Annotated in this window: 28 protein-coding genes, 2 tRNA genes and 1 riboswitch; of the genes, 20 read left to right on the top strand and 10 right to left on the bottom strand. The window is 71.4% G+C overall.

Going from position 1 to position 24,069, the window contains the following annotated elements; genetic code table 11:
• Window positions 1-8 precede the first annotated feature (8 nt).
• On the bottom strand, window positions 9-284 hold the full coding sequence (locus NFX31_RS12440; RefSeq protein ID WP_045250628.1) for a hypothetical protein: 276 nt from the start codon (window positions 282-284) through the stop codon (window positions 9-11).
• A gap of 117 nt (window positions 285-401) precedes the next feature.
• Here NFX31_RS12440 and NFX31_RS12435 point away from each other — a divergent pair, with 117 nt between their 5' ends.
• Complete coding sequence (locus NFX31_RS12435; protein WP_045250627.1) at window positions 402-782, top strand: cold-shock protein; 381 nt, start codon at window positions 402-404, stop codon at window positions 780-782.
• Window positions 775-1,506 carry a DUF3027 domain-containing protein gene (locus NFX31_RS12430; RefSeq protein WP_262955857.1) on the top strand — a complete coding sequence of 244 codons (732 nt, stop codon included), beginning with the start codon at window positions 775-777 and terminating at the stop codon, window positions 1,504-1,506. Before NFX31_RS12435 ends, NFX31_RS12430 begins: the two co-directional genes overlap by 8 nt.
• A gap of 72 nt (window positions 1,507-1,578) precedes the next feature.
• On the opposite strand, the gene serC is transcribed toward NFX31_RS12430, so the two are convergent.
• Window positions 1,579-2,691 carry a phosphoserine transaminase gene (gene serC / locus NFX31_RS12425; RefSeq protein ID WP_091479229.1) on the bottom strand — a complete coding sequence of 371 codons (1,113 nt, stop codon included), beginning with the start codon at window positions 2,689-2,691 and terminating at the stop codon, window positions 1,579-1,581.
• A gap of 176 nt (window positions 2,692-2,867) precedes the next feature.
• Between serC and NFX31_RS12420 the strand changes: the two genes are divergently transcribed.
• The 5 genes from NFX31_RS12420 to NFX31_RS12400 all read left to right on the top strand — a co-directional run bounded on the left by NFX31_RS12420 (window position 2,868) and on the right by NFX31_RS12400 (window position 6,663).
• On the top strand, window positions 2,868-3,560 hold the full coding sequence (locus tag NFX31_RS12420) for an iron-dependent transcriptional repressor DtxR (protein WP_045250625.1): 693 nt from the start codon (window positions 2,868-2,870) through the stop codon (window positions 3,558-3,560).
• Between the two features lie 282 nt (window positions 3,561-3,842).
• Window positions 3,843-4,658, top strand: a complete 816-nt coding sequence (locus NFX31_RS12415; RefSeq protein WP_258955418.1) for a M23 family metallopeptidase — start codon at window positions 3,843-3,845, stop codon at window positions 4,656-4,658.
• 252 nt (window positions 4,659-4,910) lie between these two features.
• Entirely contained in the window at window positions 4,911-5,753 is an 843-nt protein-coding gene (locus tag NFX31_RS12410; protein ID WP_262955856.1) for a M23 family metallopeptidase, read from the top strand.
• Between the two features lie 306 nt (window positions 5,754-6,059).
• Window positions 6,060-6,557 carry an HNH endonuclease gene (locus NFX31_RS12405; RefSeq protein ID WP_045250623.1) on the top strand — a complete coding sequence of 166 codons (498 nt, stop codon included), beginning with the start codon at window positions 6,060-6,062 and terminating at the stop codon, window positions 6,555-6,557.
• Between the two features lie 32 nt (window positions 6,558-6,589).
• A tRNA-Arg gene (locus tag NFX31_RS12400) sits at window positions 6,590-6,663 on the top strand.
• Window positions 6,664-6,722: 59 nt separating this feature from the next.
• Here NFX31_RS12400 and NFX31_RS12395 read toward each other — a convergent pair.
• The 3 genes from NFX31_RS12395 to NFX31_RS12385 all read right to left on the bottom strand — a co-directional run bounded on the left by NFX31_RS12395 (window position 6,723) and on the right by NFX31_RS12385 (window position 8,443).
• Window positions 6,723-7,067, bottom strand: a complete 345-nt coding sequence (locus NFX31_RS12395) for a histone-like nucleoid-structuring protein Lsr2 (RefSeq protein ID WP_045250622.1) — start codon at window positions 7,065-7,067, stop codon at window positions 6,723-6,725.
• Window positions 7,068-7,121: 54 nt separating this feature from the next.
• Complete coding sequence (locus NFX31_RS12390) at window positions 7,122-7,448, bottom strand: DMT family transporter (protein WP_045250621.1); 327 nt, start codon at window positions 7,446-7,448, stop codon at window positions 7,122-7,124.
• A gap of 11 nt (window positions 7,449-7,459) precedes the next feature.
• A riboswitch (guanidine-III (ykkC-III) riboswitch) is annotated at window positions 7,460-7,524 on the bottom strand.
• A gap of 64 nt (window positions 7,525-7,588) precedes the next feature.
• Window positions 7,589-8,443 (bottom strand): LuxR C-terminal-related transcriptional regulator, encoded by an 855-nt coding sequence (locus NFX31_RS12385; protein ID WP_045250620.1) that lies wholly within the window; start codon window positions 8,441-8,443, stop codon window positions 7,589-7,591.
• Between the two features lie 116 nt (window positions 8,444-8,559).
• On the opposite strand from NFX31_RS12385, the gene NFX31_RS12380 reads away from it, so the two are divergent.
• Window positions 8,560-8,907 carry a DUF485 domain-containing protein gene (locus NFX31_RS12380; RefSeq protein ID WP_091479227.1) on the top strand — a complete coding sequence of 116 codons (348 nt, stop codon included), beginning with the start codon at window positions 8,560-8,562 and terminating at the stop codon, window positions 8,905-8,907.
• On the top strand, window positions 8,904-10,532 hold the full coding sequence (locus NFX31_RS12375; protein ID WP_091479225.1) for a solute symporter family protein: 1,629 nt from the start codon (window positions 8,904-8,906) through the stop codon (window positions 10,530-10,532). Before NFX31_RS12380 ends, NFX31_RS12375 begins: the two co-directional genes overlap by 4 nt.
• 20 nt (window positions 10,533-10,552) lie before the next feature.
• Here the strand turns inward: NFX31_RS12375 and NFX31_RS12370 are convergent, their stop codons facing one another.
• Window positions 10,553-11,110 (bottom strand): methylated-DNA--[protein]-cysteine S-methyltransferase, encoded by a 558-nt coding sequence (locus NFX31_RS12370; protein ID WP_045250617.1) that lies wholly within the window; start codon window positions 11,108-11,110, stop codon window positions 10,553-10,555.
• 200 nt (window positions 11,111-11,310) lie between these two features.
• Between NFX31_RS12370 and NFX31_RS12365 the strand changes: the two genes are divergently transcribed.
• Together NFX31_RS12365 and NFX31_RS12360 are read left to right on the top strand one after the other, a co-directional pair.
• On the top strand, window positions 11,311-14,970 hold the full coding sequence (locus NFX31_RS12365) for an AAA family ATPase (RefSeq protein WP_262955855.1): 3,660 nt from the start codon (window positions 11,311-11,313) through the stop codon (window positions 14,968-14,970).
• On the top strand, window positions 14,963-15,178 hold the full coding sequence (locus tag NFX31_RS12360) for a hypothetical protein (protein WP_045250615.1): 216 nt from the start codon (window positions 14,963-14,965) through the stop codon (window positions 15,176-15,178). The genes NFX31_RS12365 and NFX31_RS12360 overlap by 8 nt, the downstream gene beginning before the upstream one ends.
• A gap of 64 nt (window positions 15,179-15,242) precedes the next feature.
• Here NFX31_RS12360 and mscL read toward each other — a convergent pair whose 3' ends face one another.
• The 3 genes from mscL to NFX31_RS12345 are packed head-to-tail and all read right to left on the bottom strand — an operon-like array spanning window position 15,243 to window position 16,578.
• Window positions 15,243-15,653: a large conductance mechanosensitive channel protein MscL gene (gene mscL / locus NFX31_RS12355; RefSeq protein ID WP_045250614.1), complete on the bottom strand. Its 411-nt coding sequence runs from the start codon at window positions 15,651-15,653 to the stop codon at window positions 15,243-15,245.
• Between the two features lie 28 nt (window positions 15,654-15,681).
• Window positions 15,682-15,957 (bottom strand): FmdB family zinc ribbon protein, encoded by a 276-nt coding sequence (locus NFX31_RS12350; RefSeq protein WP_045250613.1) that lies wholly within the window; start codon window positions 15,955-15,957, stop codon window positions 15,682-15,684.
• Window positions 15,958-15,987: 30 nt separating this feature from the next.
• A complete protein-coding gene (locus NFX31_RS12345; protein WP_262955854.1) occupies window positions 15,988-16,578 on the bottom strand; it encodes a 5-formyltetrahydrofolate cyclo-ligase in 591 nt (196 codons plus the stop codon).
• Window positions 16,579-16,682: 104 nt separating this feature from the next.
• On the opposite strand from NFX31_RS12345, the gene galU reads away from it, so the two are divergent.
• Window positions 16,683-17,579, top strand: a complete 897-nt coding sequence (galU, locus tag NFX31_RS12340) for a UTP--glucose-1-phosphate uridylyltransferase GalU (RefSeq protein ID WP_045250611.1) — start codon at window positions 16,683-16,685, stop codon at window positions 17,577-17,579.
• A 25-nt stretch (window positions 17,580-17,604) separates the two neighbouring features.
• Complete coding sequence (locus NFX31_RS12335) at window positions 17,605-18,228, top strand: GNAT family N-acetyltransferase (protein WP_045250693.1); 624 nt, start codon at window positions 17,605-17,607, stop codon at window positions 18,226-18,228.
• 34 nt (window positions 18,229-18,262) lie between these two features.
• Here the strand turns inward: NFX31_RS12335 and NFX31_RS12330 are convergent, their stop codons facing one another.
• A complete protein-coding gene (locus tag NFX31_RS12330) occupies window positions 18,263-19,654 on the bottom strand; it encodes an MFS transporter (RefSeq protein ID WP_262955853.1) in 1,392 nt (463 codons plus the stop codon).
• Between the two features lie 223 nt (window positions 19,655-19,877).
• On the opposite strand from NFX31_RS12330, the gene NFX31_RS12325 reads away from it, so the two are divergent.
• The 7 genes from NFX31_RS12325 (at window position 19,878) to NFX31_RS12295 (ending at window position 24,064) form a co-directional block, all read left to right on the top strand.
• Window positions 19,878-20,744, top strand: a complete 867-nt coding sequence (locus tag NFX31_RS12325) for a hypothetical protein (RefSeq protein ID WP_262955852.1) — start codon at window positions 19,878-19,880, stop codon at window positions 20,742-20,744.
• Between the two features lie 84 nt (window positions 20,745-20,828).
• A tRNA-Ala gene (locus NFX31_RS12320) sits at window positions 20,829-20,901 on the top strand.
• A gap of 120 nt (window positions 20,902-21,021) precedes the next feature.
• Window positions 21,022-22,014 carry a formylglycine-generating enzyme family protein gene (locus NFX31_RS12315; RefSeq protein WP_262955851.1) on the top strand — a complete coding sequence of 331 codons (993 nt, stop codon included), beginning with the start codon at window positions 21,022-21,024 and terminating at the stop codon, window positions 22,012-22,014.
• Window positions 22,011-22,373 (top strand): YidH family protein, encoded by a 363-nt coding sequence (locus NFX31_RS12310; RefSeq protein ID WP_045249246.1) that lies wholly within the window; start codon window positions 22,011-22,013, stop codon window positions 22,371-22,373. Before NFX31_RS12315 ends, NFX31_RS12310 begins: the two co-directional genes overlap by 4 nt.
• On the top strand, window positions 22,370-22,711 hold the full coding sequence (locus NFX31_RS12305) for a DUF202 domain-containing protein (RefSeq protein WP_045249247.1): 342 nt from the start codon (window positions 22,370-22,372) through the stop codon (window positions 22,709-22,711). Before NFX31_RS12310 ends, NFX31_RS12305 begins: the two co-directional genes overlap by 4 nt.
• Window positions 22,712-22,767: 56 nt before the next feature.
• Window positions 22,768-23,421 (top strand): hypothetical protein, encoded by a 654-nt coding sequence (locus NFX31_RS12300; protein ID WP_045249248.1) that lies wholly within the window; start codon window positions 22,768-22,770, stop codon window positions 23,419-23,421.
• Window positions 23,396-24,064 (top strand): histidine phosphatase family protein, encoded by a 669-nt coding sequence (locus NFX31_RS12295; protein ID WP_091736500.1) that lies wholly within the window; start codon window positions 23,396-23,398, stop codon window positions 24,062-24,064. The genes NFX31_RS12300 and NFX31_RS12295 overlap by 26 nt, the downstream gene beginning before the upstream one ends.
• Window positions 24,065-24,069: the final 5 nt, after the last annotated feature.

Raw genomic sequence — 24,069 nt, 5'->3', positions numbered from 1 at the left:
GCAGGGCGTCAGGAACGCCGGGCTGCGCGGCCTCTCCGCACGAAGCTCATGATGAGCAGCACGACGATCATGAGGAAGGCGATCGGCAGGCCCCAGAACGGGAAGACGCCGACGATCGGCCAGGCGCCGTGCGTGAAATCGGCCTGCTTCATGCCGAGCGCGGTGCCGAGGATGATCGTGAAGAAGCAGATCACCGAGAGGGCGGCCAGCGTCAGCGAGCCGAACGTGAGGAACCGGTCGATCCCGCGGATCTCCGGTTCGGGGGCTGGCGGCCGAGTGCTCATCCCGCCCAGCCTACCCGCTCGCCGACCGGTAGGCTGGTGGGGTGCGGAGCTTCCGCACCCGTCCCGATCGGATCCCGTCGGATCCATCTCCACGAACGATGCAGCGAGGTTTCTCCCATGCCCACCGGCAAGGTCAGGTTCTACGACGACGAGAAGGGGTTCGGCTTCATCACCACCGATGACGGCCAGGACGTCTTCCTGCACGCCACGTCCCTCCCCGCCGGGTCCACGGTCAAGGCCGGCACCCGTGTCGAATTCGGCGTCGCCGACGGCAAGCGCGGGCTGCAGGCGCTCTCGGTGCGTGTGCTCGAGGCTCCGGTGAGCCTGGCGAAGACGAAGCGCAAGCCCGCCGACGACATGGCGGTGATCGTCGAGGACCTGGTCAAGCTCCTCGACGGCATCGGCGGCGACCTGCGTCGCGGCCGCTACCCGTCTTCCAGCCACGGCCGCAAGATCGCCGCCGTGCTGCGCAACGTCGCCGAGGATTTCGATGCCTGACACCGACGCCGCCGGCCTCGAGGCGCTCGAGCCGTCCGGTTCGCTCGCCGAGCAGCCGGCCGACGTCGCGCCGGCGGTCGAGGAGCGCTTCGCGGTCGACACGCCGCTTCCGGTCTCCCTGCCGAACGAGCGCCTGCTCGGCGCGCGCGACCTGGCTCTCGCCGCACTGCACGAGATCACCCCGGCCTCGACGGTGGGACCGCCCGCGGGTTATCTGCCGGAGGCCGACGGCGTGATCTCCCTGCGGTTCCAGAACCGCCTCGGCGGGTATCCCGGGTGGTACTGGACCGTGTCCGTCGCCCAGGTCGACGACGAAGAGCCCACCGTGCTCGAGGCCGAGCTGCTCCCCGGCGACGGCGCGCTGCTCGCTCCTGAGTGGGTGCCGTGGGCCGAGCGCCTCGCGGAGTACCGCGCGCACCAGGCCGAGCTCGCCGCGTCTGCACAGCATGACGGTGCGGACGACGCGTCGGCGGGGTCGGACGAAGAGCTCGACGCGGACGCCGACGATCTCGATGACGACGAGCTCGACGACGAGGAAGGCGACCGGCCTCGGCTGCACGCCGGCGATCTGGACGGCGTGGACATCGACGAGCTCGACGTGTCCGCCGCTGCGGAAGGCGACGACGCGGACGATGACGACGAAGAGTCTGATGACGAGGAGTCGGACGATGACGACTCGGATGAGGACGACGACTCCGATGAGGACGACGCCGAGGAGGAGTGATCCTCCGGCTGAGCGGACAGCAGAAAGGGCGCCCCTCCGGGGACGCCCTTTCTCATGTCCGGTCTGCAGCCGTCAGGCGTCGCGGTGCTCCAGGACGTAGTCGATCGAGCGGATCAGCTGGCGCACGTCGTCGGGCTCAATCGAGACGAACGTCGCGATGCGCAGCTGGTTGCGGCCGAGCTTGCGGTATGGCTCCGTGTCGACGATGCCGTTGGCGCGCAGCGTCTTGGCCACGGCCGCGGCGTCGACCGAGTCGTCGAAGTCGATCGTGGCGACCACGGGGGAGCGGTCGGCCGGGTCCGCCACGAACGGGGTCGCGACGGGGCTCGCCTCGGCCCAGCGGTACAGCTCCTGCGACGACTCGGCCGTGCGTGCCGCGGCCCAGGCGAGGCCGCCGTTGCCGTTGATCCACTGCAGCTGCGAGTCGAGCAGGTGCAGGGTCGTGAGCGCGGGGGTGTTGAGCGTCTGCTCGAGGCGTGAGTTGTCGACCGCGTTCTTCAGGCTGAGGAACTCGGGGATGTACCGGCCGGAGGCTGCGATGCGCTCGATGCGCTCGATCGCGGCCGGCGAGACCGCGGCGAACCAGAGGCCGCCGTCGGAGCCGAGGTTCTTCTGCGGAGCGAAGTAGTAGACGTCCGTCTCGGTCACGTCGAAGTCGATGCCGCCCGCGGCGCTCGTCGCGTCGATGACGGTGAGCGCACCGTCGGCCGCGACCCGCCGGATCGGCGAGGCCACCCCGGTGGACGTCTCGTTGTGCGGCCACGCGTACACGTCCACGCCGTCGACGATCTCGGCCTCCGCGCGCGCGCCGGGCTCGGCGTTGCGCACATCCGGCGCCTGCAGCCACGGGGCGGCGGCGGCCTTGGCGAACTTCCCGCCGAACTCTCCCGACACCAGGTTCTGCGCGCGGTTCTCGATGAGGCCGAACGCGGCGGCGTCCCAGAACGCGGTGGATCCGCCGTTGCCGAGGATGATCTCGTACCCCTCGGGCAGGCGGAACAGGGAGGATAGTCCTTCTCGCACGCTGCGCACCAGGTTCTTCACCGGCGCCTGGCGGTGCGAGGTGCCCAGCAGGCTCGATCCGACGGCGGCGAGGGCGCTCACCTGCTCCGGGCGGATCTTGGACGGGCCGCATCCGAAGCGGCCGTCGACGGGCAGAAGTTCGCGGGGAATCTCGATCGCCATGCACAGATTCTAGGCGGGGGCGCGGGGCCTCTCCCGACCGTGTGACGCCCCGCGACGGGCGTGCGCTGAGGGTCATGACGGTGCACGGCGCGACAGCGCCGGGGCACATCCGCAGAAGGTAGGCTTGCCTAACAGCTTGCAGCCGCGCGTACGGCACGACCACACCAGGGGGATCCATGGCCGATCTGATCGACACCACGGAGATGTACCTCCGCACCATCCTCGAGCTCGAGGAGGAGAACATCGTCCCGCTGCGCGCTCGCATCTCCGAGCGCCTCGGCCACTCCGGCCCGACGGTGTCGCAGACGGTCGGCCGCATGGAGCGCGACGGTCTCGTGGTGGTCTCCGAGGACCGCCGCCTCGAGCTGACCGAGGCCGGACGCCGCAAGGCCGTGGACGTCATGCGCAAGCACCGCCTCGCCGAGCGCCTGCTGTCCGACGTCATCGGGCTGGACTGGGCCTATGTGCACGACGAGGCCTGCCGCTGGGAGCACGTGATGAGCGAGCAGGTGGAGCGCCGGCTCGTCGAACTGCTGGGCCACCCCACCGAGTCGCCCTACGGCAACCCGATCCCCGGCCTCGACCAGCTCGGCGGCACTCCCGCGCGCACCTTCGACGAGGGCGTGATCGGCCTCGTCGAGCACATGAACACGGCGGGCACGCCGACCGAGGGCACGGTGCGCCGCCTCGCGGAGCCCGCGCAGGTCGACCCGGAGCTGCTGGAGCAGCTGCGGGACGCCGGCGTCGTCCCCGGGGCGCGCGGGCGGTTCCGCTTCAACGAGGGCTACGTCCTCATCGAGGTGGACGGACAGGACGAGGGCCTCGAACTGCCCGTCGAGCTCGCCTCGCACATCTTCCTCGTCGCCTGAGCGGATCGCGGGGCCCCGCCGCGTCGGAGCCTGGGCGTCACCTGTGCGCCGGGCGCCGGATCCGCGGGAAATCAACGTTCAGCGGATCCCTAGGTCGGTGTGACTCGCCCGTGACTTTCGGGTAGCGTCGAAGGGCCGTCGTCCTCTACCCGTCGACGGAGTCCACGGCGCTCGCCTCATCGGCCCGTCGCCGCCGTGGGCAGACGTGCGTCCGCGCCCTGTGCGGACCGACCGTATGACGACGGACCGGTGCGGCGACGTGCAGAGGCCGGAGGACAGACTTTGCCTGAGACCACGATCGAGACGACGACCACCGCGAGCCCGGCTGTCGAGCACCGCACGCCGGCGCGCTCCCGCTCCGCCGCCCTGGTGCGTCCGGTGCGCACCGTCGCCATCCTCGGCGCCGTCGGCGCACTGGTGGCCGCGATCGCGCTTCCCGCGTTCGCCTCGGCCAGCGGGCCCGCCGACGCCGGCCCCGTGACGGCCGAGCGGCTCGCGGCGGACAACGCGCAGTCGATCGTGGTCGCCTCCGAGGCGACCCAGGCGCCGACGACGCGGGAGCAGTTCATCGCGACCACCCCCGACGAGATCGAGAAGCGCAAGGCGGAGGAGGCCGCGGCAGCGCGCGCCGCCGCCGCGGCGGCCACGGTCTCGTCCAGCTCCCGTCCGTCGATCGCCGGTCTCGCCCTCGTGGCGCCGGGCTCCGGCGCGGTGCGCTACCCCGTGACGAGCTTCACGCCGGGCGAGGGACCCGGATCCGGTCGCGGCCATGAGGGGTGGGACATGATCGCCCCCGAGGGCACGCCGATCTACGCGGCGGCCGCCGGCACCGTGACGGCCTCCGCCGAGAGCATCGGCGGCTACGGCGTCTCGATCATGATCATGAGCAACCTCAACGGCACCATGGTCGAGACCCGCTACGGGCACATGGTGTACGGGAGCCGGATGGTCGAGGTCGGCGATCAGGTCGCGGCCGGTCAGCTGATCGGTCTGGTCGGCAACACCGGGAACTCCTACGGATCCCACCTGCACTTCGAGGTGCGCATCGGTGGTTCCGTGCTCGATCCCGAACCCTGGCTCGCCGCGAACGCGGGCTGATCCCGTCGTTCCGCTCCCGCATCGGAGTGCGATCCGCGACCGGTGAGAGACCTTTCTGCGAATCCAGGGGTGACACGATCATCACGATCGGGTAACGTCGGGGAGGTCGTCGGCGAGAAGCCCGCCGACGATCACCGTGACGGAGCCTCCCGGTTCGTCACCGCCACGGTTACCCCGAGCACGATGCAGGACGTCGTGCATGCGACTGCGGACGAACCGGCGCACCGCGCCGAGGCCTGGAGGAAAAGCCCTGTGGCTGGAGAACTCGAAAAGACCACGCGCTCCGAGGCGACCCGCTCGACCCGGAGCACGGCCGCCCCCAAGGCCGGACGGTCCGTGGTCCGATCCATCCGATCCGTGTCGATCCTGGCCGCGGTCGGCGCCCTGGTCGCCGCGATCGCCCTCCCGGCGCTCGCCACCGGCACGACCGCGTCCGCCGGCGCATCGCCCGTGACGGCGCAGCAGGTCGCCGCGCACAACGCGCAGTCGATCGTGGTCGCCTCCGAGGCGACCCAGGCGCCGAGCACGCGGGAGCAGTTCACCGCGACGACGCCCGACGAGATCGCGCAGAAGAAGGCGGCGGAGGAGCAGGCGAAGGCGCTCGAAGCGGCGAAGGCCGCCGCTCTCGCCTCGGCCTCGGCGACGACCGCCTCCGTGCGCACGAGCATGCCGTCCATCGCGCAGCCCGGTCAGGTCATCTACCCGATGGTGGCCGGCAGCTACACCCTGAGCGACGGCTTCGGCGCCGCTCGCAGCGGGCGCAGCCACATGGGGCAGGACTTCGCGGCCCCGATCGGCACGCCCATCTACGCGATCGCGGACGGCTGCGTCACCATCTCCCAGGGCGGCTACGGCGGTTACGGCGAGACGGTCGAGATCTCCCACCCGGCGCTCAGCGGCTCGGGCGCCCTCTCCACGCTGTACGGGCACATGAACACCCGCGCGGTCTCGGTGGGCCAGTGCGTCACCGCCGGACAGTACCTCGGCGAGGTCGGCAACACCGGGTGGGTTTCCGGCTCCTGCCTGCACTTCGAGGTGCTGATCAACAACACCGAGATCGACCCGCTCGCCTGGCTCCAGGCCAACGTGCTCTGAGCGGCCTCAGAGCCGACACGGACGCCGTTCACCGGAAGTTCTCCGTGCTGTCGTAGCGGCATGGGTTAGCCTGATTCCGTCGTCGCAAGGGCGGAGGAACACGATGGGACGAATACCGGCCATCCGAACCACGGATGCACTCGGTCGCCTCGTCCTTCGGCATTGCCCGCAGGATCTGCACGGAATCCCCGTGCGCTCACGGCGCTGTCTCTCGTAGACAGCGCCGTTTTCGTATCCAGCGGACCCTCTGCCTGCGCGCGGTCGAGAACCCGGGAAGCCGTCCCGGGCGAATCGAAGGGATGCAGGATGCGCACACTGGTGCTCAACGCGGGGTACGAACCGCTCGCGATCGTGTCGTTCCGACGCGCTCTCGTGCTGGTGATGAACCAGAAGGCCTCCGTCGTCGAATGCGTCGACGACGATCCGGTCTGGGCCGCGAACGGACGCTTCGACCGCCCGGCCGTGATCGTGCTCAGCCGCTACGTGCGGATGCCCAGGACGCGGTATGCGCCGGTGACGCGACGCGGGGTGCTGCGCCGGGACGGCAACCGCTGCGGATACTGCGGGAAATCGGCGTCCACGATCGATCACGTCCTCCCGCGCTCGCGCGGAGGCAAGAACTCCTGGGAGAACCTCGTCGCGTGCTGCCTCCGCTGCAACAACGTGAAGAGCGACCGCACGCCGCAGGAGATGGGCTGGGAGCTGCGCCTGAACCCGGGCCCGCCGCGCGGCACCGGATGGACCGTGCGCGGATCCGAGCGCAGTGACCCGAGCTGGGAGCCGTACCTGGCGATGGCGGCGTAGAGCAGCGCGGCCGATCGTTAGACTGGGAGTGCGCCTTCGTAGCTCAGCCGGATAGAGCGGCCCTCTCCTAAAGGGCAGGTCGCAGGTTCGAATCCTGTCGGGGGCACTCCGCGCAGACATGACGAAAGGGACCGCTCCGAGGAGCGGTCCCTTTCGTGTCGGGGATCAGTGCGCGGCGCGATAAGCCTCGATCACGTCGGCCGGGATGCGGCCGCGCTCGGAGAGCTTGTATCCGTTCTCGCCGGCCCAGGCGCGGATCGACGCGGTCTCCGGGTTCCGGTTCGGACGCTTGGATGCCGAGACCGCGCGCCCGGTCGCCGCGCGCTGGGTGCGTCGTCCGGAGGAGATGTACGGTGCGAGCGCGGCGCGCAGGTCTGCCGCGTGTGCGCTGGTCAGGTCGATCTCATAAGCGGATCCGTCCAGCGAGAAATGCACGGTCTCGCCTTCCCCGACCTCGAGAACGGAACCGTCGATATCGTCGACGAGCTGATGAACGATTTTGCGTGCCATGATGAAGAATCTACGGGCAGGAAATGCGCAGGGCAATCATTGGAATGCGGAATGTCACGCATGGCCTTCGTCGATGAGTTTCAATCCGACAATGCAGCCGACCAATCCGAGGATCAGAACGATCCGGATCCAGGAAACCGCGGAATCGCCGGTGATCATCGCCCAGATCACCGTGAGCGACGCGCCGATTCCGACCCAGACGGCATAGGCGGTGGCAGTCGGGATCTCCCGCATCGCCCAGCCGAGTCCGAACATGGACGCAGCAAGGCCGATGACGAACACGACGCTCGGCCAGAGTCTGGTGAATCCCTCGGACTTGCCGAGCGCTGTCGCCCATACGGCTTCGCACAGTCCGGAGATGATGAGCACGATCCACGCCATGGCGGGCCTCCTGAGAGCCAGTCTTTTCGCTGTCCGGGTACTGGCCCGCCTCGTCCGGGTGCGCAACGCGCTGCCTCCAGGGTAGCGAGTGCACCTGAGCAGGAGCAGGGCAGCGCGGGCCCGGGCACTGGCGGCGGCGATCAGGGCATCAGGCCTTCGCGGCGCGCCGCGGCCACGGCGGCGTGCCGCGTCGGGGCGTCCAGCTTCGCCATCGCGGTCCCCAGATACGCCTTGACCGTCGACTCGCGCAGCCCCAGCTCCTCCGCGATCTGCGCATTGGTGCGCCCGAGGGCGGCGCAGGCCAGCACATCCCTCTCCCGCGGGGAGAGGTGCACGTCCGGCGCATTCGGCGGCGAGGCCGGCGCCGAGAGCGCGAGCAGCCGGCGCTCGAGGTCGCCGAGGCGCGTGCGCACCGCCGGATCCTGCACGAGCGCGGCGACGGAGCGCAGCTCGGCGAAGCCCTCCCGCAGGCTCTCGCGCTGAGCGGGGCTCAGTTCCGGCGGGGGAGTGGGGGCGTTCGCCGCGCGCAGGCGGCGCTCCACCTCCTCGCGGATGCGCAGCTCGCCCGCGAGTTCCTCGGCGATCTGCATCGCGGGCGCGGCGGCGACGCCTCCCGCGGGTGATTCGTCCCAGGCGCCGGCGTACAGGACGCCGCGCGGTCGGCCCGAGACGACCACGGGGATCGCGAGCAGGGTGCGCAGCCCCTCGCCGAGCACGAAGCCGTCGTAGTCGTGGGTGATCTGCCGTGACGAGCCGTAGTCGTGGGTCATGCGCGGGCGCAGCTCGGTCATCGCCCGCCCGCCGAGTCCGCGCTGAGGCTGCACGCGCAGGCCCTCCAGGCTGCGGGTGCGCGAGCCGACGATCGATGTCACCGGCACCTCGCCGCCGGACAGCAGACCGCCGAACGCGACCGGGAACCGGGTGCGGCGGATGAGCTCGCGCACGGCCTGCGCGATGAGATCCGCATCGGATCCGATGGTCTCGAAGGTGCTCACCGACTACCAACTTCCGGGGGTGACGTCCGCGTCCCCGCCTTTCGTAGCGTCGACGCTATCACCTCGGCGCGCATCGGGGCGCGTCGCAGGACACCGATATGAGGCAAGGAGGCCCCATGTCCGAATCCACTGATGCGCGGCGTTCGCACGCGATCGACTATCTGCAGGTGCAGCAGTCCCCACCGTTCCAGAGATTGCGCAAGGATCACCGGTCCTTCGTGTTCCCGCTCGCCGCACTGTTCCTGGTCTGGTATTTCGTGTACGTGCTGCTCGCGGCATTCGCGCCGGAGTTCATGGCGCAGCGGGTCTGGGGCGACATCACCATCGGGCTGCTGTTCGGCCTGGGCCAGTTCGTGACCACGTTCGCCATCACCATGGGCTATGTCGCATTCGCGAATCGCCGCCTGGATCCGCAGTCCGCGCGCATTCGCGAGACGCTGGAGAACGCGGAGGGCGACGCATGAGCGTCCGCGCCGTCGCCGATGCGACGCTCGAGCAGAGCAATCCGATCCTGAACATCTCGGTGTTCCTCGCGTTCGTCGCGGTGACCCTGTTCATCGTGATCAGGGCGAGCCGCAACAACAGGACCGCCGCCGACTACTACGCCGCGGGGCGCAGCTTCTCCGGGCCGCAGAACGGGTTCGCGATCGCGGGCGACTATCTCTCCGCGGCATCGTTCCTCGGCATCTGCGGCGCGATCGCCGTCAACGGATACGACGGATTCCTCTACTCGATCGGATTCCTCGTCGCCTGGCTGGTGGCGCTGCTGCTGGTCGCCGAGCTCATGCGCAACACCGGCAAGTTCACGATGGCCGACGTGCTGTCCTTCCGACTGCAGCAGCGCCCGGTGCGGATGGCGGCGGCCCTGACGACCCTCGCCGTGTGCTTCTTCTATCTGCTCGCGCAGATGGCGGGCGCCGGAGGCCTGGTCTCGCTCCTGCTCGGAATCAGCGACCGGCTGGGCCAGTCGCTCATCATCGCCGTGGTCGGCGTGCTCATGATCGTCTACGTGCTCATCGGCGGCATGAAGGGCACGACCTGGGTGCAGATCGTCAAGGCCGGCCTGCTGATCGCCGGGGCGGTCGCGATGACGATCTGGGTGCTGGCGTTGAACGGCTTCAGCCTGAACATCCTGCTGGAGAGCGCCGTCGCCGCATCGACGTCCGACCCCAAGGACGCGATCCTCGGCCCGGGGCTGAAGTACGGCGCCAATCCGTGGGACTTCCTCTCGCTCGCCCTGGCCCTGGTGCTCGGCACAGCGGGTCTGCCGCACGTGCTGATGCGGTTCTACACCGTGCCCACGGCCAAGGAGGCCCGTCGCTCGGTGGTGTGGGCGATCTGGCTGATCGGCGTCTTCTACCTGCTCACGCTGGTGCTGGGCTACGGCGCCGGAGCCCTGGTCGGGCCGGAGACGATCACGAAGGCGCCCGGAGGGGTGAACTCCGCCGCGCCCCTTCTCGCGCTCCACCTGGGCGGACCGGTGCTGATGGGCTTCATCTCGGCGGTCGCGTTCGCCACGATCCTCGCCGTCGTCGCCGGGCTCACGATCACGGCGGCGGCGTCGTTCGCGCACGACATCTACGCGAACGTGGTCAAGCGCGGCAGGGGCGACGACGGGGAATCAGACCCGAACGGGGAGGTGCGCGTGGCACGCCGCACGGTGATCGTCATCGGTGTGCTGGCGATCCTCGGCGGCATCGGGGCGCAGGGGCAGAACATCGCCTTCCTCGTGGCCCTCGCCTTCGCGGTCGCGGCCTCGGCGAACCTTCCGACGATCCTCTACTCGCTGTTCTGGAAGCGCTTCACGACCCGTGGTGCCGTCTGGAGCATGTACGGCGGGCTCGCGGCGGCGGTCATCCTGATCGTGCTTTCGCCGGTGTTCTCGGGGAAGCCGACGTCGTTCCTGCCGGGTGTCGACTTCGCGATCTGGCCGCTCGAGAATCCCGGGATCCTCTCCATCCCGCTCGGCTTCCTCCTGGGATGGCTCGGATCCGTCCTCGACCGCGGCACCGAGGACCGTCGTCTCGCGGCCGAGATGGAGGTGCGCTCGCTCACCGGCTACGGCGCGGAGAAGGCGGTCGAGCACTGAGGCGCGTCCGCCCCGGCGGCCTACACGCCGGGGCGGACGCCGTCCGCTGGCGGGCGATGCGCGGCGGCGTCGGACTCGAGCTCCAGCAGGTACTGCTTGCGCTCGGGATGCGCGCCGTACTGCCCGGGCGAGCCGTCGGCGCGCACCACACGGTGCACGGGCACGACGATCGAGAACGGTGTGGTGCGGCACGCCGTGCCGACGGCCCTGGCCGCCCCGGGGCTCCCGGCGAGCGCCGCCACCTCGCCGTAGCTCGCGGTCTCGCCCCAGGGGATCTCGCACACCGCCTGCAGGGCCGTCCGGGTGAAGCCGTTCGCGAGCCGCCAGTCCAGGCGCAGCTCCTGGTCGAAGCGGATCGGCTCCCCGTCGAAGTAGGCGCGCAGCAGCTCGTCGATCTCCGCGCCCGCTCCCGGATCCGGCTCCGGCAGCGTGTGCAGCATCCGGGTGATCGCCTCGAGCGCCCACGGGGAGTCGCGGTGCATGCCCTCCGGCAGATCGAAGGCGACCAGTCCGTCATCGGAGAAGACGAGGAGCGCATCCCCGAACGGGGTGTCGGCGAAGTCGTAGCGGAAGCTCATGCCCCCATCCTCGATCACGCCGCCGACGCCGCCGGCGGGGAGCGCGCAAACGGGGGGAAGAAGTCGGAAAAGGCCCGCTGTGGAGGGAGAACGGAGCTGAATCCGGCAAAACCCAGCGGATCTGACGGTTCCACCCGTCCGACACGCCTAGTCTTTGTCGTGTGTGGCGACGTGACGGGAAGAATGCGGAGGACAGGTCCGTGACGCCCAGCGACGTCGATGTGGCAGAACCGGGAGTGCGCGTCGCGCATGCGGCGACGACCGAGCGCGCGCGTCTGAGGGCGGAGGCGGCCGAGCTCGGCGGACCCTCGCCGCTCACCGCGTATCGCGACGTCGCGGCAGCAGGCATCGACATCTCGCGGGCGCATCCGGGGAGCCTGCCGCAGTTCATCACCGGTCGATCGACCCTGCTGTCCAACCTTTTCCGCGACGAGGTGGGTCTGCGCAACGCACGCCTGGCCGCCGACCGCATCACGGCGAAGAACACCGAACTGCGCACGGTGCGCGGCCTCGACGCGGTGCACCTCGCGGTCGGCCTGTGCACCTGGCGCATCGGCGGCGTCGACTACGCCGCGCCGATGCTGCTGCGCCCGCTGGCGATCCGCCGTCACTACGCCGACTACGAGCTCAAGCTGCACGGCCAGTTCTCCCTCAACCCCGAGCTGGTGCGCATCGCGCGCGACCACTTCGGCATCACGATCGATGACGCGCGGCTGGCGGCCCTCGCCTACCAGAACGGCGTGTTCGCCCCGCAGCCCGCGATCGACATGCTGCGCGCGGCGACGAAGTCGGTCGACACGTTCTCGGTGCAGCCGCGCATGGTCGTGTCCACCTTCGCCGACGTGGGCACGGCGATGGCCCGTGACGCGCACGACCTCGACCACCCGATGCTGAACGCCCTCGCCGGTCACGCGGCCGATCGCGAACGCATCAGCGCCCCCGGCCCGACACCCTCGGCGGCGGGGCCCGACGACCGCGCCCCGGCGTCGGACAACCTGCTTCTCGACGCGGACCAGGAGCAGGAGCAGGTGCTCGCCCGCATCGCCGCGGGGCACTCGCTCACCGTCTCCACGCTTCCCGGAACCGGCGGCACGCAGACGGTGATCAACGCGATCGGCGAACTGGTGCGCGCAGGACGGCGCGTGCTCGTGGTCTCGCCGCGGCGCTCCACGCTCGACGGCGTGCGGCACCGGCTGAGCGGCATCGGCCTGGACGGCTTCGCGGTGTCTCCCGCGTCGGTGCGCCGGGATCTGGTGCGCGCGATCGGCCGCAACGAGAAGGCCGCGGCCCCCAAGCTGGCCGAGATCGACGACGCCCTGGTGCGGCTGCGCACCGTTCTGCGCGACTACCGTCGCGCCCTGACCGAGAAGGATCCGGCGCTGGGCGCGAGCGTGCTCGACGCCACCCGCATGCTGACCCGGCTCGCGCTGCTCCCGACGCCGCCGACCACGACGGCCCGGCTCGGACGCACCGCGCTGCAGAACCTCGCCGAGGACCGCACCCGCGCCGGCGAGGCGCTCGCGCAGGCCGCGCGGCTGGGCGAGTTCCGGTTCGGGCCGGACGACTCCCCGTGGTACGGCGTGGTGTTCTCCTCCACGGAGGAGGCGCACCGCGTGCACGCGCTCGCGGAGAGCCTGCACGCCCGCACGGTCCCCGACCTGCTCGAGCAAGGCTACGAGCTCATCGCGCAGACGCGGATGCGCCCGTTCGCGACCATCGCGGAGCTGGGCGAGTACCTGCGCCTGCTCCGGGGCATCCGGGACTCCCTGGACCGCTTCACGCCGGCCGTGTTCGAGCGTCCTCTCGGCGAGCTCATCAAGGCGCACGGCAGCCGGCGCGACGCTCCGGCGATGACCGGGGCCAATCGCCGCCGGCTCCGCCAGCTGGCCAAGGAGTACGTGCGGCCCGGCGCGCACGTCGGCGACATGCACGAGGCGCTCTCTCGCATCCAGGCGCAGCGCACCGAGTGGCAGCGCTACGTCGACGCCGGGGTCGCGCCCGAGATCCCGCTCGGCCTCGCGGACGCCTCGGTCGCCTGGCGGGACGTCGACGCCCAGCTCGCCGAGCTCGACGCGGCCCTGGGGCGGCGCGAGCCGCTCGCCGCGCTTCCGGTGGCGAGGCTCGTGCGCACGCTGGCGGGCCTGGCCGCGAAGTCGGACGTCTTCGAGAACCTCATCGAGCGCGCCCGGATCCGCGACGAGCTGGCCTCGCTCGGCCTGGAGCCGCTGCTGGTCGACCTGTCGACCCGGCACCTCTCGGAGGACCGCGTCGGCGTCGAGCTCGAATATGCCTGGTGGCAGTCGCTGCTCGAGCAGGCGCTGCGGCAGAACCGCTCGCTGCTGGGGGCGAACACGTCCGTCGTCGACCAGCTGGAGCGCGACTTCCGCCTCGTGGACGAGGCGCACGCCGGAGCCGCCGGGCCGCTGCTGGCCTGGCAGCTGAGCGGGCAGTGGAAGATCGCGATCGTCGACGAGGCGACGGAGGCGCAGAACCTCCGCCACGCGCTCACGCAGCACCGCACCACGGTCGCCGAGCTGGTGGCCGCGGCCCCGACCCTCATGCGGGTGCTCGCGCCCGTCTGGATCGCGTCGCCGTACCAGGTGCCCGAACTGCCCGACTCCGTCGAGTTCGACACCGTGATCCTGGTCGACGCCGCTGCGATCAACCTGGCCGAGGCGACGCCCGCGATCCGGCGGGCGCGCCAGATCGTCGCGTTCGGCGATCCCGTGCTGCAGAAGCCGACGCCCTTCCAGGTCGCGACGGTGCCCGCCGACGACCGGGACGAGGAGGAGCCCTTCGACGAGGTGTCGGTGTTCGAGCGCCTCTCTGAGGTCCTCCCCGTCGTCACGCTCACCCGCAGCTACCGCGCGGGGGGAGAGGACCTCGCCTCGCTCATCAACGACGCGTTCTACGGCGGCGAGATCGTGTCGCTGCCGTGGGCCGGCTCGTACCTCGGCCGCGGGTCGCTCACGGTCGACTACGTCGAGGGCGGCGTGGGGATCCCGAACCCCGACACCGGCGCGATGGAGAGCCCCGAGGCCGAGGTCGCGCGCGTGGTCACGCTCGTCGTGGAGCACGCGGTGCACCGCCCCACCGAGTCCCTCATGGTGGTGACGGCGAGCCGCACGCACGCGGAGCGCGTGTTCGCCGCCGTGTCGGTCGCCTTCGCCGGGCGCAGCGACGTCGCCGAGTTCGTGGGCAGGGACACCCAGGAGCCGTTCATCGTGCTGACGCTGGAGGAGGCGGCCGCGGAGAGTCGCGACCGCGTGATCTTCTCCCTCGGCTTCGGCGTCACCAAGCACGGCCGGGTTCTCAGCGACTTCGGCGACCTTTCCTCGCCCGACGGCGACCGCCTGCTCACGATCGGGATGACCCGGGCTCGCCGGTCGATGGTGATCGTCTCCTCGATCCGCCCCTCGTCGTTCGACGAGGGCCGTCTCGATCACGGCGCCGCCACGCTCATGTTGATCCTCGGCGGTCTCGCGGGCCACGCGCGCGAGGAGCGCGCGGAGGACCAGGCGGATCCGCTCACGCTGGCCCTCGCCCGTGAGCTGCGCCGCCTGGGCATCGCCGTCGACGTCGACTATCGCGGCCTGCTGCCCCTGGTCGCCCAGCACGCGGGCAAGGCCGTGGTGATCGAGCCGGATCCGGAGTCGCGACCCGAGTCGCTGCGCGAGACGCTGCGCCTGCGCCCGCAGGTGCTGCGGCGCCTGGGCTGGCACTACATCCGCGTGCACGCGTTCGACCTGTACAGCGACCCGGCCGGGGTGGCCCGCCGCATCGGCGCCGTGCTCGGAGTCCCGCTGGACGCGCCGCGCGTCGATGGAGACACGCAACCCCTCGACGTCGACGATGCCTGACGATCCTGACCCGCAGCCGCGGGCCGACGCCACCGATTCCCGTCAGCGGGTCGTGCGGGTGCGCGGGTCGCGGCGCGCGAGGCTGACCCCCGCACCGGGGACGCACGCCGAACCCGACGAGCGCGATCGCGACGGCTCCGCGCCCGCGACGGGGACCGGCGGCCCCAACGACGACCGCATGCGCCGCGAGGTGCCGCCGCACTACTGACCGTGCGTCCCGAGACGACGACGCCCCGGTCGCCACGAGGGCGCCGGGGCGTCGAGGATGCAGGTCAGGCCGACTTCTGCTTCTCGAGCAGGTCGCGGATCTGGATCAGCAGCTCCTGCTCGCTGGGCAGGGCTTCGGGCTCCTCCGTCACGCCGGCCTTCGCGGCCCGGCGCTGGTTGAAGTGGTTCATCGGCATCACGAACGCGAAGTAGATGACGACGGCGACGGCGAGGAAGTTGATGACGGCCCCGATGATCGAGCCGTAGGCGAAGGTGGTGGTGGTGCCCTGCAGGTTGGGGACCTCCCAGACCAGGTGGTTGAGATCCTGTGCGCTGAAGAACAGGGCGATGAGCGGGTTGATGAGTCCCTTGACGATCGCGTCGACGATGGCCGAGAACGCCGCCCCGATGACGACCGCGACGGCCAGGTCGATGACATTGCCGCGGAGGATGAACTCCTTGAAGCCCTTGATCATTGTTCTTTCTCTCCCCTGAAAGGTCGGCCTAGGATCCCGAGGCCGGTGCGGAGGCGGGCGCCGGCTTGGCGCTCGCCGTCGATTCAGCCTTCGATGATGCACCCGAGGAGGACGACGAGCCGGATCCGGACCGCGAGTCGGTGCGATAGAAGCCGGAGCCGTTGAACGTCACGCCGATCGATCCGTACTCCTTGCGGAGCCGCCCGTGGCACTCGGGGCACTCGGTGAGCGCGCTGTCGGAGAACGACTGCACGGCGTCGAAGCGGTGGCCGCAGGCGGTGCAGGCGTAGGAGTAGGTGGGCATGGGGCCTCGCAGGGTCTCGGTGAGGAAGGGTCAGGTCAGGGGGAAGACGACGGTGCGCTCGGGCGTGACCGCGCCGGTGACCGGCTGGTCGTGCACATCCCGGGGGACCTCGTCGAGGATCTCGGAGTCGAACACGACGGCGTACGCGGGCGGGCACTTCTGCATCGAGCCGAGCGTGCGGTCGAAGTACCCGCGGCCCCAGCCCATGCGCATCCCGGTGCGGTCAACGGCGGCCGCGGGGACCAGGAGCAGGTCGACCTCGTCGAGCGCCATGGGGTTCAGGATCTCGCCGGTCGGCTCGGGCAGACCGTGCAGCCCGGTCGTGATCTCGTCCTCGTCGCCGGCGACGGCCCAGTCCAGCAGACCGTCCTCGCGGGTGACGGGCAGCAGCACCCGGATCCCGCGCGCGACGGCCTCCCGGATGAAGGTGCGGGTGCCGGGCTCGGTCGTGGTGGACAGGAAGCACGAGACCGAGCGGGCGCCGGTCGTCGCGACCAGATCGTTCAGACGTGCCGTGAGGGCCGCCTCCGCCGCAGCCCGCTGCGCGTCGGACAGCAGCGCGCGACGCTCGCGCAGGTCGGCGCGCAGCGCGCGTTTCGCATGGTCGATGGCGCCCGGCATGGCCCCGATTCTACCGGCGGGGCGCACGTGCGGACGCGAGGCGATCCGCGCCGTCCGCGCTGTACGCAGGGTTCGACGCGCGCGACGCGCCCTAAGCTGAGCAGATGACGAAGGCACGCATCAAGGCCGTGATCCCTGCGGCGGGTCTGGGCACGCGGTTCCTCCCGGCCACGAAGGCGATGCCCAAGGAGATGCTGCCCGTCGTCGACAAGCCGGCGATCCAGTACGTCGTCGAGGAGGCGGTGGCCGCGGGCATCGAGGACATCCTCGTGATCATCGGCCGGAACAAGAACGCGATCTCGAACCACTTCGACTCCGTCCCCGAGCTCGAGGGCAAGCTGAGCCAGAAGGGCGACCACAGCCGCCTGGCTCGCGTCGTCGCATCCAGCGACCTGGCGGACATCCACTATCTGAGGCAGGGCGAGCCCAAGGGACTGGGGCACGCCGTGCTCCGCGCCCGCACCCACGTCGGCGACAGCTCGTTCGCGGTGCTCCTCGGCGACGACCTCATGGACGAGCGCGATCCGCTGCTCACCGAGATGATCGCCGAGCACGAGCGCTCCGGCGCGGCCGTGATCGCGCTCATGGAGGTGGAGCCGGAGCAGATCCACCTGTACGGCACGGCGGCCGTCGACGGGATCCCCGAGGGCGCACCGGACCACGTCCGCCACGTGACGGGGCTGGTCGAGAAGCCGGCACGCGAGGAGGCGCCGTCGAACCTGGCCGTGATCGGCCGGTACGTGCTGCCCGCGGCCGTCTTCGACATCCTGGAGCGCACCCCGCCGGGCAAGGGAGGGGAGATCCAGCTCACGGACGCGCTGCAGGAGCTGGCCGCCGACCCGGACGGCCCGGGCGTGCACGGCCTGATCTTCCGCGGCCGCCGCTACGACACCGGCGATCGCCTCGAGTACATCAAGGCGATCGTGCAGCTGGCCGCCGACCGCGACGACCTCGGGCCGGACCTGCGCGTCTGGCTCAAGGAGTTCGCCGAGGGGATCTGAGCGGCTCGTGGACATCTCGGCCCCGATGCGGCACGGACCGGTGGAGCTGCGGCTGATCCGGCCGAAGGACGCGCGCCCGCTGCAGCATGAGCTGGTCACGAACCGGCGCTGGCTGCAGCCGTGGGAGGCGACGCTGCCCGGCCTGCAGACCGGCATCGACATGCGGGTCAGCATCCGCCGTCTACTGCAGCAGTACCGCGACGGCACCGGCTACCCGTTCGTGATGGAGTACGACGGGGTCATCGCCGGCCAGCTCAACATCTGGGGCGTGATGCGGGGCTCGCTGTGCTCCGCGACCATCGGCTACTGGGTGAGCGAGCGTTTCGCCGGGCACGGGATCACCCCGGCGGCGGTCGCGATGGCGACCGATCTCGCCTTCACGGACCTCGGGCTGCACCGCATCGAGATCTGTCTGCGCCCGGAGAACCGGCCGAGTCTGCGCGTCGTGCAGAAGCTCGGCTTCCGCTACGAGGGGCTGCGACGCCGGTTCATCCACATCGACGGCGACTGGCGCGACCACCTCGCGTTCTCGCTCGTGCGCGAGGACGTGCCGGGCGGTGTGCTCAACCGGTGGACCGAGGGGCGCGTCCCGGCCGACTGGGCGGCGGTGCCGCCGACCGACCTGCCGCACACGGATCTGCCGCTCTGACCCGCTCCCGCTCGGCCGCTCCGGGCCGCGGGGCTCAGGCGGACGGATCCGACACGGCAGGATCCGGCATCGCCGGCTCGGCCGCGGGACGTCGGATCCCGATCCAGGACACGATCCCGCCGATCGCGAAGAGCGCAGCCGTGACGATCGTGGCCGTGTGGAAGCCCGCGAGGTTCAGCGTGCCGCCCACGATCGTGGACAGCATCGCGACGACGAGGAGCCCGGCCACACGCGACACGGCGTTGTTGACCGCCGAGGCGATGCCGGATCGGCTCTCATCGATCGAGCCGAGGATCGCCGAGGTGAGGGGCGCGACCGTGACGGAGAGCCCCACGCCGAGCACGATCATCGCCGGGAGCACCTGCCACCAGTAGTCGAACTGCTCGGCGACGAGCAGGAGCAGGAGCACCCCCGCGGCCATGATCAGCGGACCGGCCGCCATGAACAGCCGGGGTCCGAGACGCCCGGCCAGCCGGCCGGCGCGGGAGCTGAGCAGGATCATCAGGATCGTGATGGGCAGGCTGGCCAGCCCCGCCTCGGTGGCCTTGAGCCCCGCGCCCTGCTGCAGGTAGACGCCGAGCACGAAGCCGTTCAGCGACAGCGCCGCATACACGAACAGGGTGGCCAGATTGCCCCACGCGAAATTGCGCACCCGGAACAGCGACAGCGGCATGAGCGGCTGCGGACGCCGCTGCCGCAGCAGGAACAGGGCCAGCAGGGCGGCGCCGCCGATCCCGGTGAGGAGGATGGCGGGGGACGACCAGCCCTGGTGCGGCTGCTCGATGAGCGCGTAGACCACACCGCCGAGGCCGATCGCGCACAGCGCGCCGCTGAGCCAGTCGACCCGCACCGTGCGCGGGGGGTCGGGCAGATGCAGGCGGGACAGCAGCACCAGCGTCACCGCGATCGGCAGCACGTTGATGAGGAAGACGAAGCGCCAGGAGAGCAGGTCGACGAACAGGCCGCCGAGGAGCGGGCCCACGAGCTGCGCGGCGGTGGTGAACGCGGTCCACACCCCGATCGCCCTGGACTGCACCTCGCCGCGCATCACGGCGGTGATCAGGGCCAGGGAGCTCGGCACGAGCAGCGCGCCGGCCGCGCCCTGGGCGGCACGCGCGATGATGAGCACCAGGGGAGTGGGGGCGGCGGCCACGGCGACGGAGGCCACGCCGAAAGCGATAAGCCCGATCCGCATCACCAGCACGCGCCCGTAGGCGTCGGAGACGGATCCGGCGAGCAGGATGAGCGCGCTCAGGGTGATCAGGTACGCGTCGACCGCCCACTGCTGCGTGGTGATGCCGCCGCCGAGCTCGCGGCTGATCGCGGGAAGTGCGACGGTCACGACCGTGCCGTCGAGGAACGTCACGAACGAGGCGAGGACGGCGACCGCGATGACGAGCCGGTGCAGAGGGGTGAACGGGGTCACGTGCCGACCCTACTCGCCCGGGCGGACACGGGGGCCGCGCGGCGACGCCTGCAGGACTCCCGCACGCCCGCAGGATCAGATCCGGGATCCGGTCCTGCCAGAGTCGCGCGGTCCTGCAGGCGTCGCGCGGTCGTGCGAGCGTGCCCGCGCGAGCGCGCGTCCGCCGCGGGCGCATGCGCGTGTCTGCGGCGCCGCAGACAGTGTGTCGCATACCGTGGAGGGCATGAACGGGCCGGTGCTGAGCGGGGGCGTGATCGTCCTGGTCGCGGCGCTGCTGTGGCTGCTGTACTTCCTGCCGTCGTGGCGCGGACAGCACCAGTACGACGCGGCGGAGCGCAACGCGCTGCGGCTCAACCGCGCGCTGCGCGTGCTGGCGGAGACCAGCGAGGCTCCGCGCGAGGTGCAGCTGGAGCTCAACGCCCGCACGGCCCTCGCGCAGCAGAAGCTCGCGCGTCGCCTGCAGTCCGACCGGGAGCAGGCGGAGCTGCAGCGGCTGCGCGAGCAGCTCGCCGCGACGCATGCGGACCCCGCCTTCCGTCGCGCGCGTGCGCGCCGTCGCACACGCCTGGTCGCCACCGTCCTCCTGCTCCTCGCGCTCGCCGCCGTCGGCGTCGGCGTGTGGCAGGTCGTCGAAGGCGGATCCTCGGCACTGCTGTGGGCGGCCGGCGTCGTCGCCGTCCTCGCCCTGGGCATGCTGCAGCGCATGGCCGCCGTCGCCCGCCGCGCCGCCCGTCGTGCCGTGCGCGTCGAGGCCGCCCCGGCCGTCGCCGCGCCGGCGCGCGAGGCCGAGCTGCACGATCAGGGTCCGCGGACGTGGACCCCGCGCACCCTGCCCGAGCCGATGGTCTCGGTCGCCGGCTCCCGCGCGCACGCCGCACGCGCCACGATCGACGCCCAGACGCTGGCGCGCGAAGCCGCCCGCGCCGCCGAGCTGCAGCGCAAGGCGGAGGAGCTCGCGCCGCCGGCGCCCGTCGAGCTGCCCGCGCCCGCCGCCGCGGGGGAGTCGCCGTACGCCCGGATGGGCTACGTCGACGACGCCGAGATCGAGGCGCACGTGCGGCGTCTGCTCGCGCAGCGCGCGGCCGGCTGACACCCTCCGACACGCCCGGTGTGCGCAGGCTCGGCCGCCGAGTCGGACCCGTCTGCGTCGGCGTGATAGGCTGAGGGAGTTCTCGGGCCCATGGCGCAGTTGGTAGCGCGCCTCGTTCGCATCGAGGAGGTCAGGGGTTCAAATCCCCTTGGGTCCACCGGAACAGAAGGCCCCGAGCAGTCGCTCGGGGCCTTCTTCGTGTCCGCCGCGCGTGTGTCGGGCCGCGGGGCGAGCCGCTCGATTCGCCTGCGCGCCACGGGGCGAGGAAGATGGTGCCATGGGTGAATCCTGCGGTCCCGAGTGCGCATGCGGGGGGCCCGCGCGCGAGGCGCTGCCGGGCGGACGGACGGCGCTCCCGCTGCTCGGGACTCCCGTCGACGACTCCCTCGACGGACGTGACGGACACCGCATCGCGCAGGCTCGGATCCCCGCCGGAACCTTCGTCATGGGCGACTCCTCGGGGGACGAGAACCGCGGCGACGGCGAGACGCCGAGGCACCGCGTGACGCTCCGCGGGTTCGACATCGATGCGACCACCGTGACCAACGCGGACTTCGCGCGTTTCGTCGCGGCGACCGGCTACCGCACCGAGGCGGAGACCTTCGGCTTCTCGGCCGTGTTCCACCTCGCGGTCGCCGCGCCCGATGCCGACGTCATGGGGCCGGCCGCCGGCACCCCGTGGTGGTTCGGCGTGCGGGGAGCCGACTGGGCGCACCCGGGCGGATCGCGCTCCGATCTCGACGGACTGGCGGACCACCCTGTGGTGCACGTGAGCTGGAACGACGCCGTCGCCTACTGCGGCTGGGCGGGCCGCCGCCTGCCCACGGAGGCCGAATGGGAGTATGCGGCCCGGGGCGGGCTCGAGGGGGCGACCTACCCGTGGGGTGACGAGCAGCCCGACGACGGCGGCTGGCGCGTGAACATCTGGCAGGGGGACTTCCCCCGTACGAACACCCTGGACGACGGCTGGCTGACGACCGCTCCCGTGCGGGCCTTCGCCGCCAACGGCTACGGACTGCACCAGCCGGTCGGCAACGTGTGGGAGTGGTGCGCCGACTGGTTCGACCCGCGCGCCTACGAGCGCTCGGCGGAGCAGGATCCCCGCGGCCCGTCGCTCGGCGCGGCGCGCGTGCTGCGCGGCGGCAGCTACCTGTGCCACAGCTCGTACTGCAACCGCTACCGCAATTCGGCCCGCAGCTCGAACACCCCGGATTCGTCGATGGGCAACGCGGGATTCCGCACCGTCTCGCTCCGAACGGAGGACGCATGACCAGCAGCCGATTCCCCCGGCGTGTCTACGACCGCGGCGAGGAGCCGGATGCCCGGTTCACGCTCGCGAACGAGCGCACGTTCCTGGCCTGGATCCGCACCTCCCTCGCCCTGCTCGCGGGCGGCGTCGCGCTGGAGGCGCTGGGGCTCGGCATGCATCCGGGATTCCGTCATGCGGCGTCGATCCTGCTCATCGTCGCGGGGCTGCTCACCCCGGTGCAGGCGTGGTTCGGGTGGATGCGCACCGAGCGGGCGCTGCGCGAGTCGACCCCGCTCGGACCGCCGTGGATCGCGATCCCGCTGGCACTGGTCGTGGTGGCGACCGGCGTGCTGGTGCTCCTCGGGGTGCTCCTGGCGTGACCGGCGAACCCGAGCGGGTCTTCGACCCCGGACTGCAGCCCGAGCGCACCGCCCTGGCGTGGCGGCGCACCGCGCTCGCGCTCGCCGGCGGGTCGGTGGTCATCATGCGCATCCTGCCCTCGGTCATCGGCGGGGTCGCGCTCGTGCTCGGATTCGCGGGGCTCGTGCTCGCGCTCGTGGTGCTGGTCGGATCCCATCGGCGGTACCGGCGACAGCACAGGGCGCTCACCTCGACCGAGCCGGTCGTGCTGCGCTCCGGCCTGCCGGTGGTGGCGCTGACGGCCGCGACCCTGCTCGTCGGCGTGCTCTGCCTGCTGTTCGTGCTGCTGCGCGGCTGACGCGAAGCCGGGTCCTCGCCCTCGTGGCACTGTCCTGGCGCCCGTAGCATGTTCAGGTGCCCGCCCTGCATGACCGTGCCTGGACCCTTCGCGAGCGTCTCGCCGCTCGGCTCCGTGGGCTGCCGTGGTGGCTCGTCGCCGCGGCGGGAGCGGTCTCGCTGCTCTCGGGCGTCGTGCTGCTGATCGCTGAGGGGGACGCGGTGCTGCTGCGGCTGCGCCTCCTGATCGGCCTCGGCTTCCTGCTGTCGGGGATCGACGATCTCGGCTCCGCGCTTACGCGTGGCCGGGGACGGATCCTGAGCGTCGTGAGCGGTCTGCTCGCGGTGGCGGGCGGCGCCGCCCTGTGCGCGGGGGCGGTGCCCGACGACGGCCTGGTCCTGATCGCCGCGCTCGTCTATCTCTCCAGCGGCATGTCCAAGGTGGTGGCGGTGGTGCGGGCGCAGAGCGAGACGCCCCGGGTCGAGCTCGTCTTCGGCGTTCTCGACCTCGCGCTCGCGGTGCTCTGCGCGTTCCTGCCGGCCTGGGGAGTGCGTGCGCTCACGATCGTGCTCGGTCTGCGCAGCATGATCGTCGGGGTGAGGATCGTCCCGCTCGCCTGCACACGGCTGCGCCGCGCGCAGCGCGATGCCGCGCGACCGCCTGTCGTCCGGGAGGAGGACGGGCGCGGGAGCGTACCGTTGCAGGGTGCAGAACCTCGCGACGCCCCTTGACCCGCTGCCCGACCGTCCCGCCCCGGACAACCCGCAGGGCAAGCTCGTGCTGCTGCGGCACGGCGAGACCGAGTGGTCGCGCAGCGGTCGGCACACCGGGCGCACCGACATCCCGCTCACGCCGCGCGGGGAGGAGCTGGCCCGTCTGGCCGGCGCGCTCGTCACCGGCTACGACTTCCGGCTCGTGCTCTCCTCGCCGCTGCAGCGCGCCCGCCGCACGGCGCAGCTGGCCGGTCTCGAGGCCGACGTCGACCCGCTGCTGGTGGAGTGGGACTACGGCGGCTACGAGGGGCGCACCACCAAGGACATCCGCGCGGAGCTCGGCTATGACTGGAGCGCGTTCACGCACGGCGTGATCCGTGGCGAGACGCCGGGGGAGACCGTCGAAGAGGTCGCCGCCCGCGCCTCGCGGGTGCTCACCCGGGTGCTGCCGGCGATGGTCGACGGCGACGTGGCGCTCATCGCCCACGGCCACTACCTGCGGATCCTCACCGCCGTGTTCCTGCGCCAGGCCCCGCGCTTCGGCGCCGCGATCACGCTCGACGCCGGATCCGTCTCGGTGCTGGGATACTCGCGCGAGCAGCCTGCCATCCTGGCCTGGAACCACGGCCCGCAGCTGCCGCTGCAGCCGTCCGAGTCCTGAGCGCC

The sequence above is a fragment of the Microbacterium azadirachtae genome, assembly GCF_025583665.1.
Taxonomy (GTDB): domain Bacteria; phylum Actinomycetota; class Actinomycetes; order Actinomycetales; family Microbacteriaceae; genus Microbacterium; species Microbacterium azadirachtae.
Note: the sequence above shows the minus strand (reverse complement) of the source record. Positions and strands in the feature narration are given on the sequence as shown.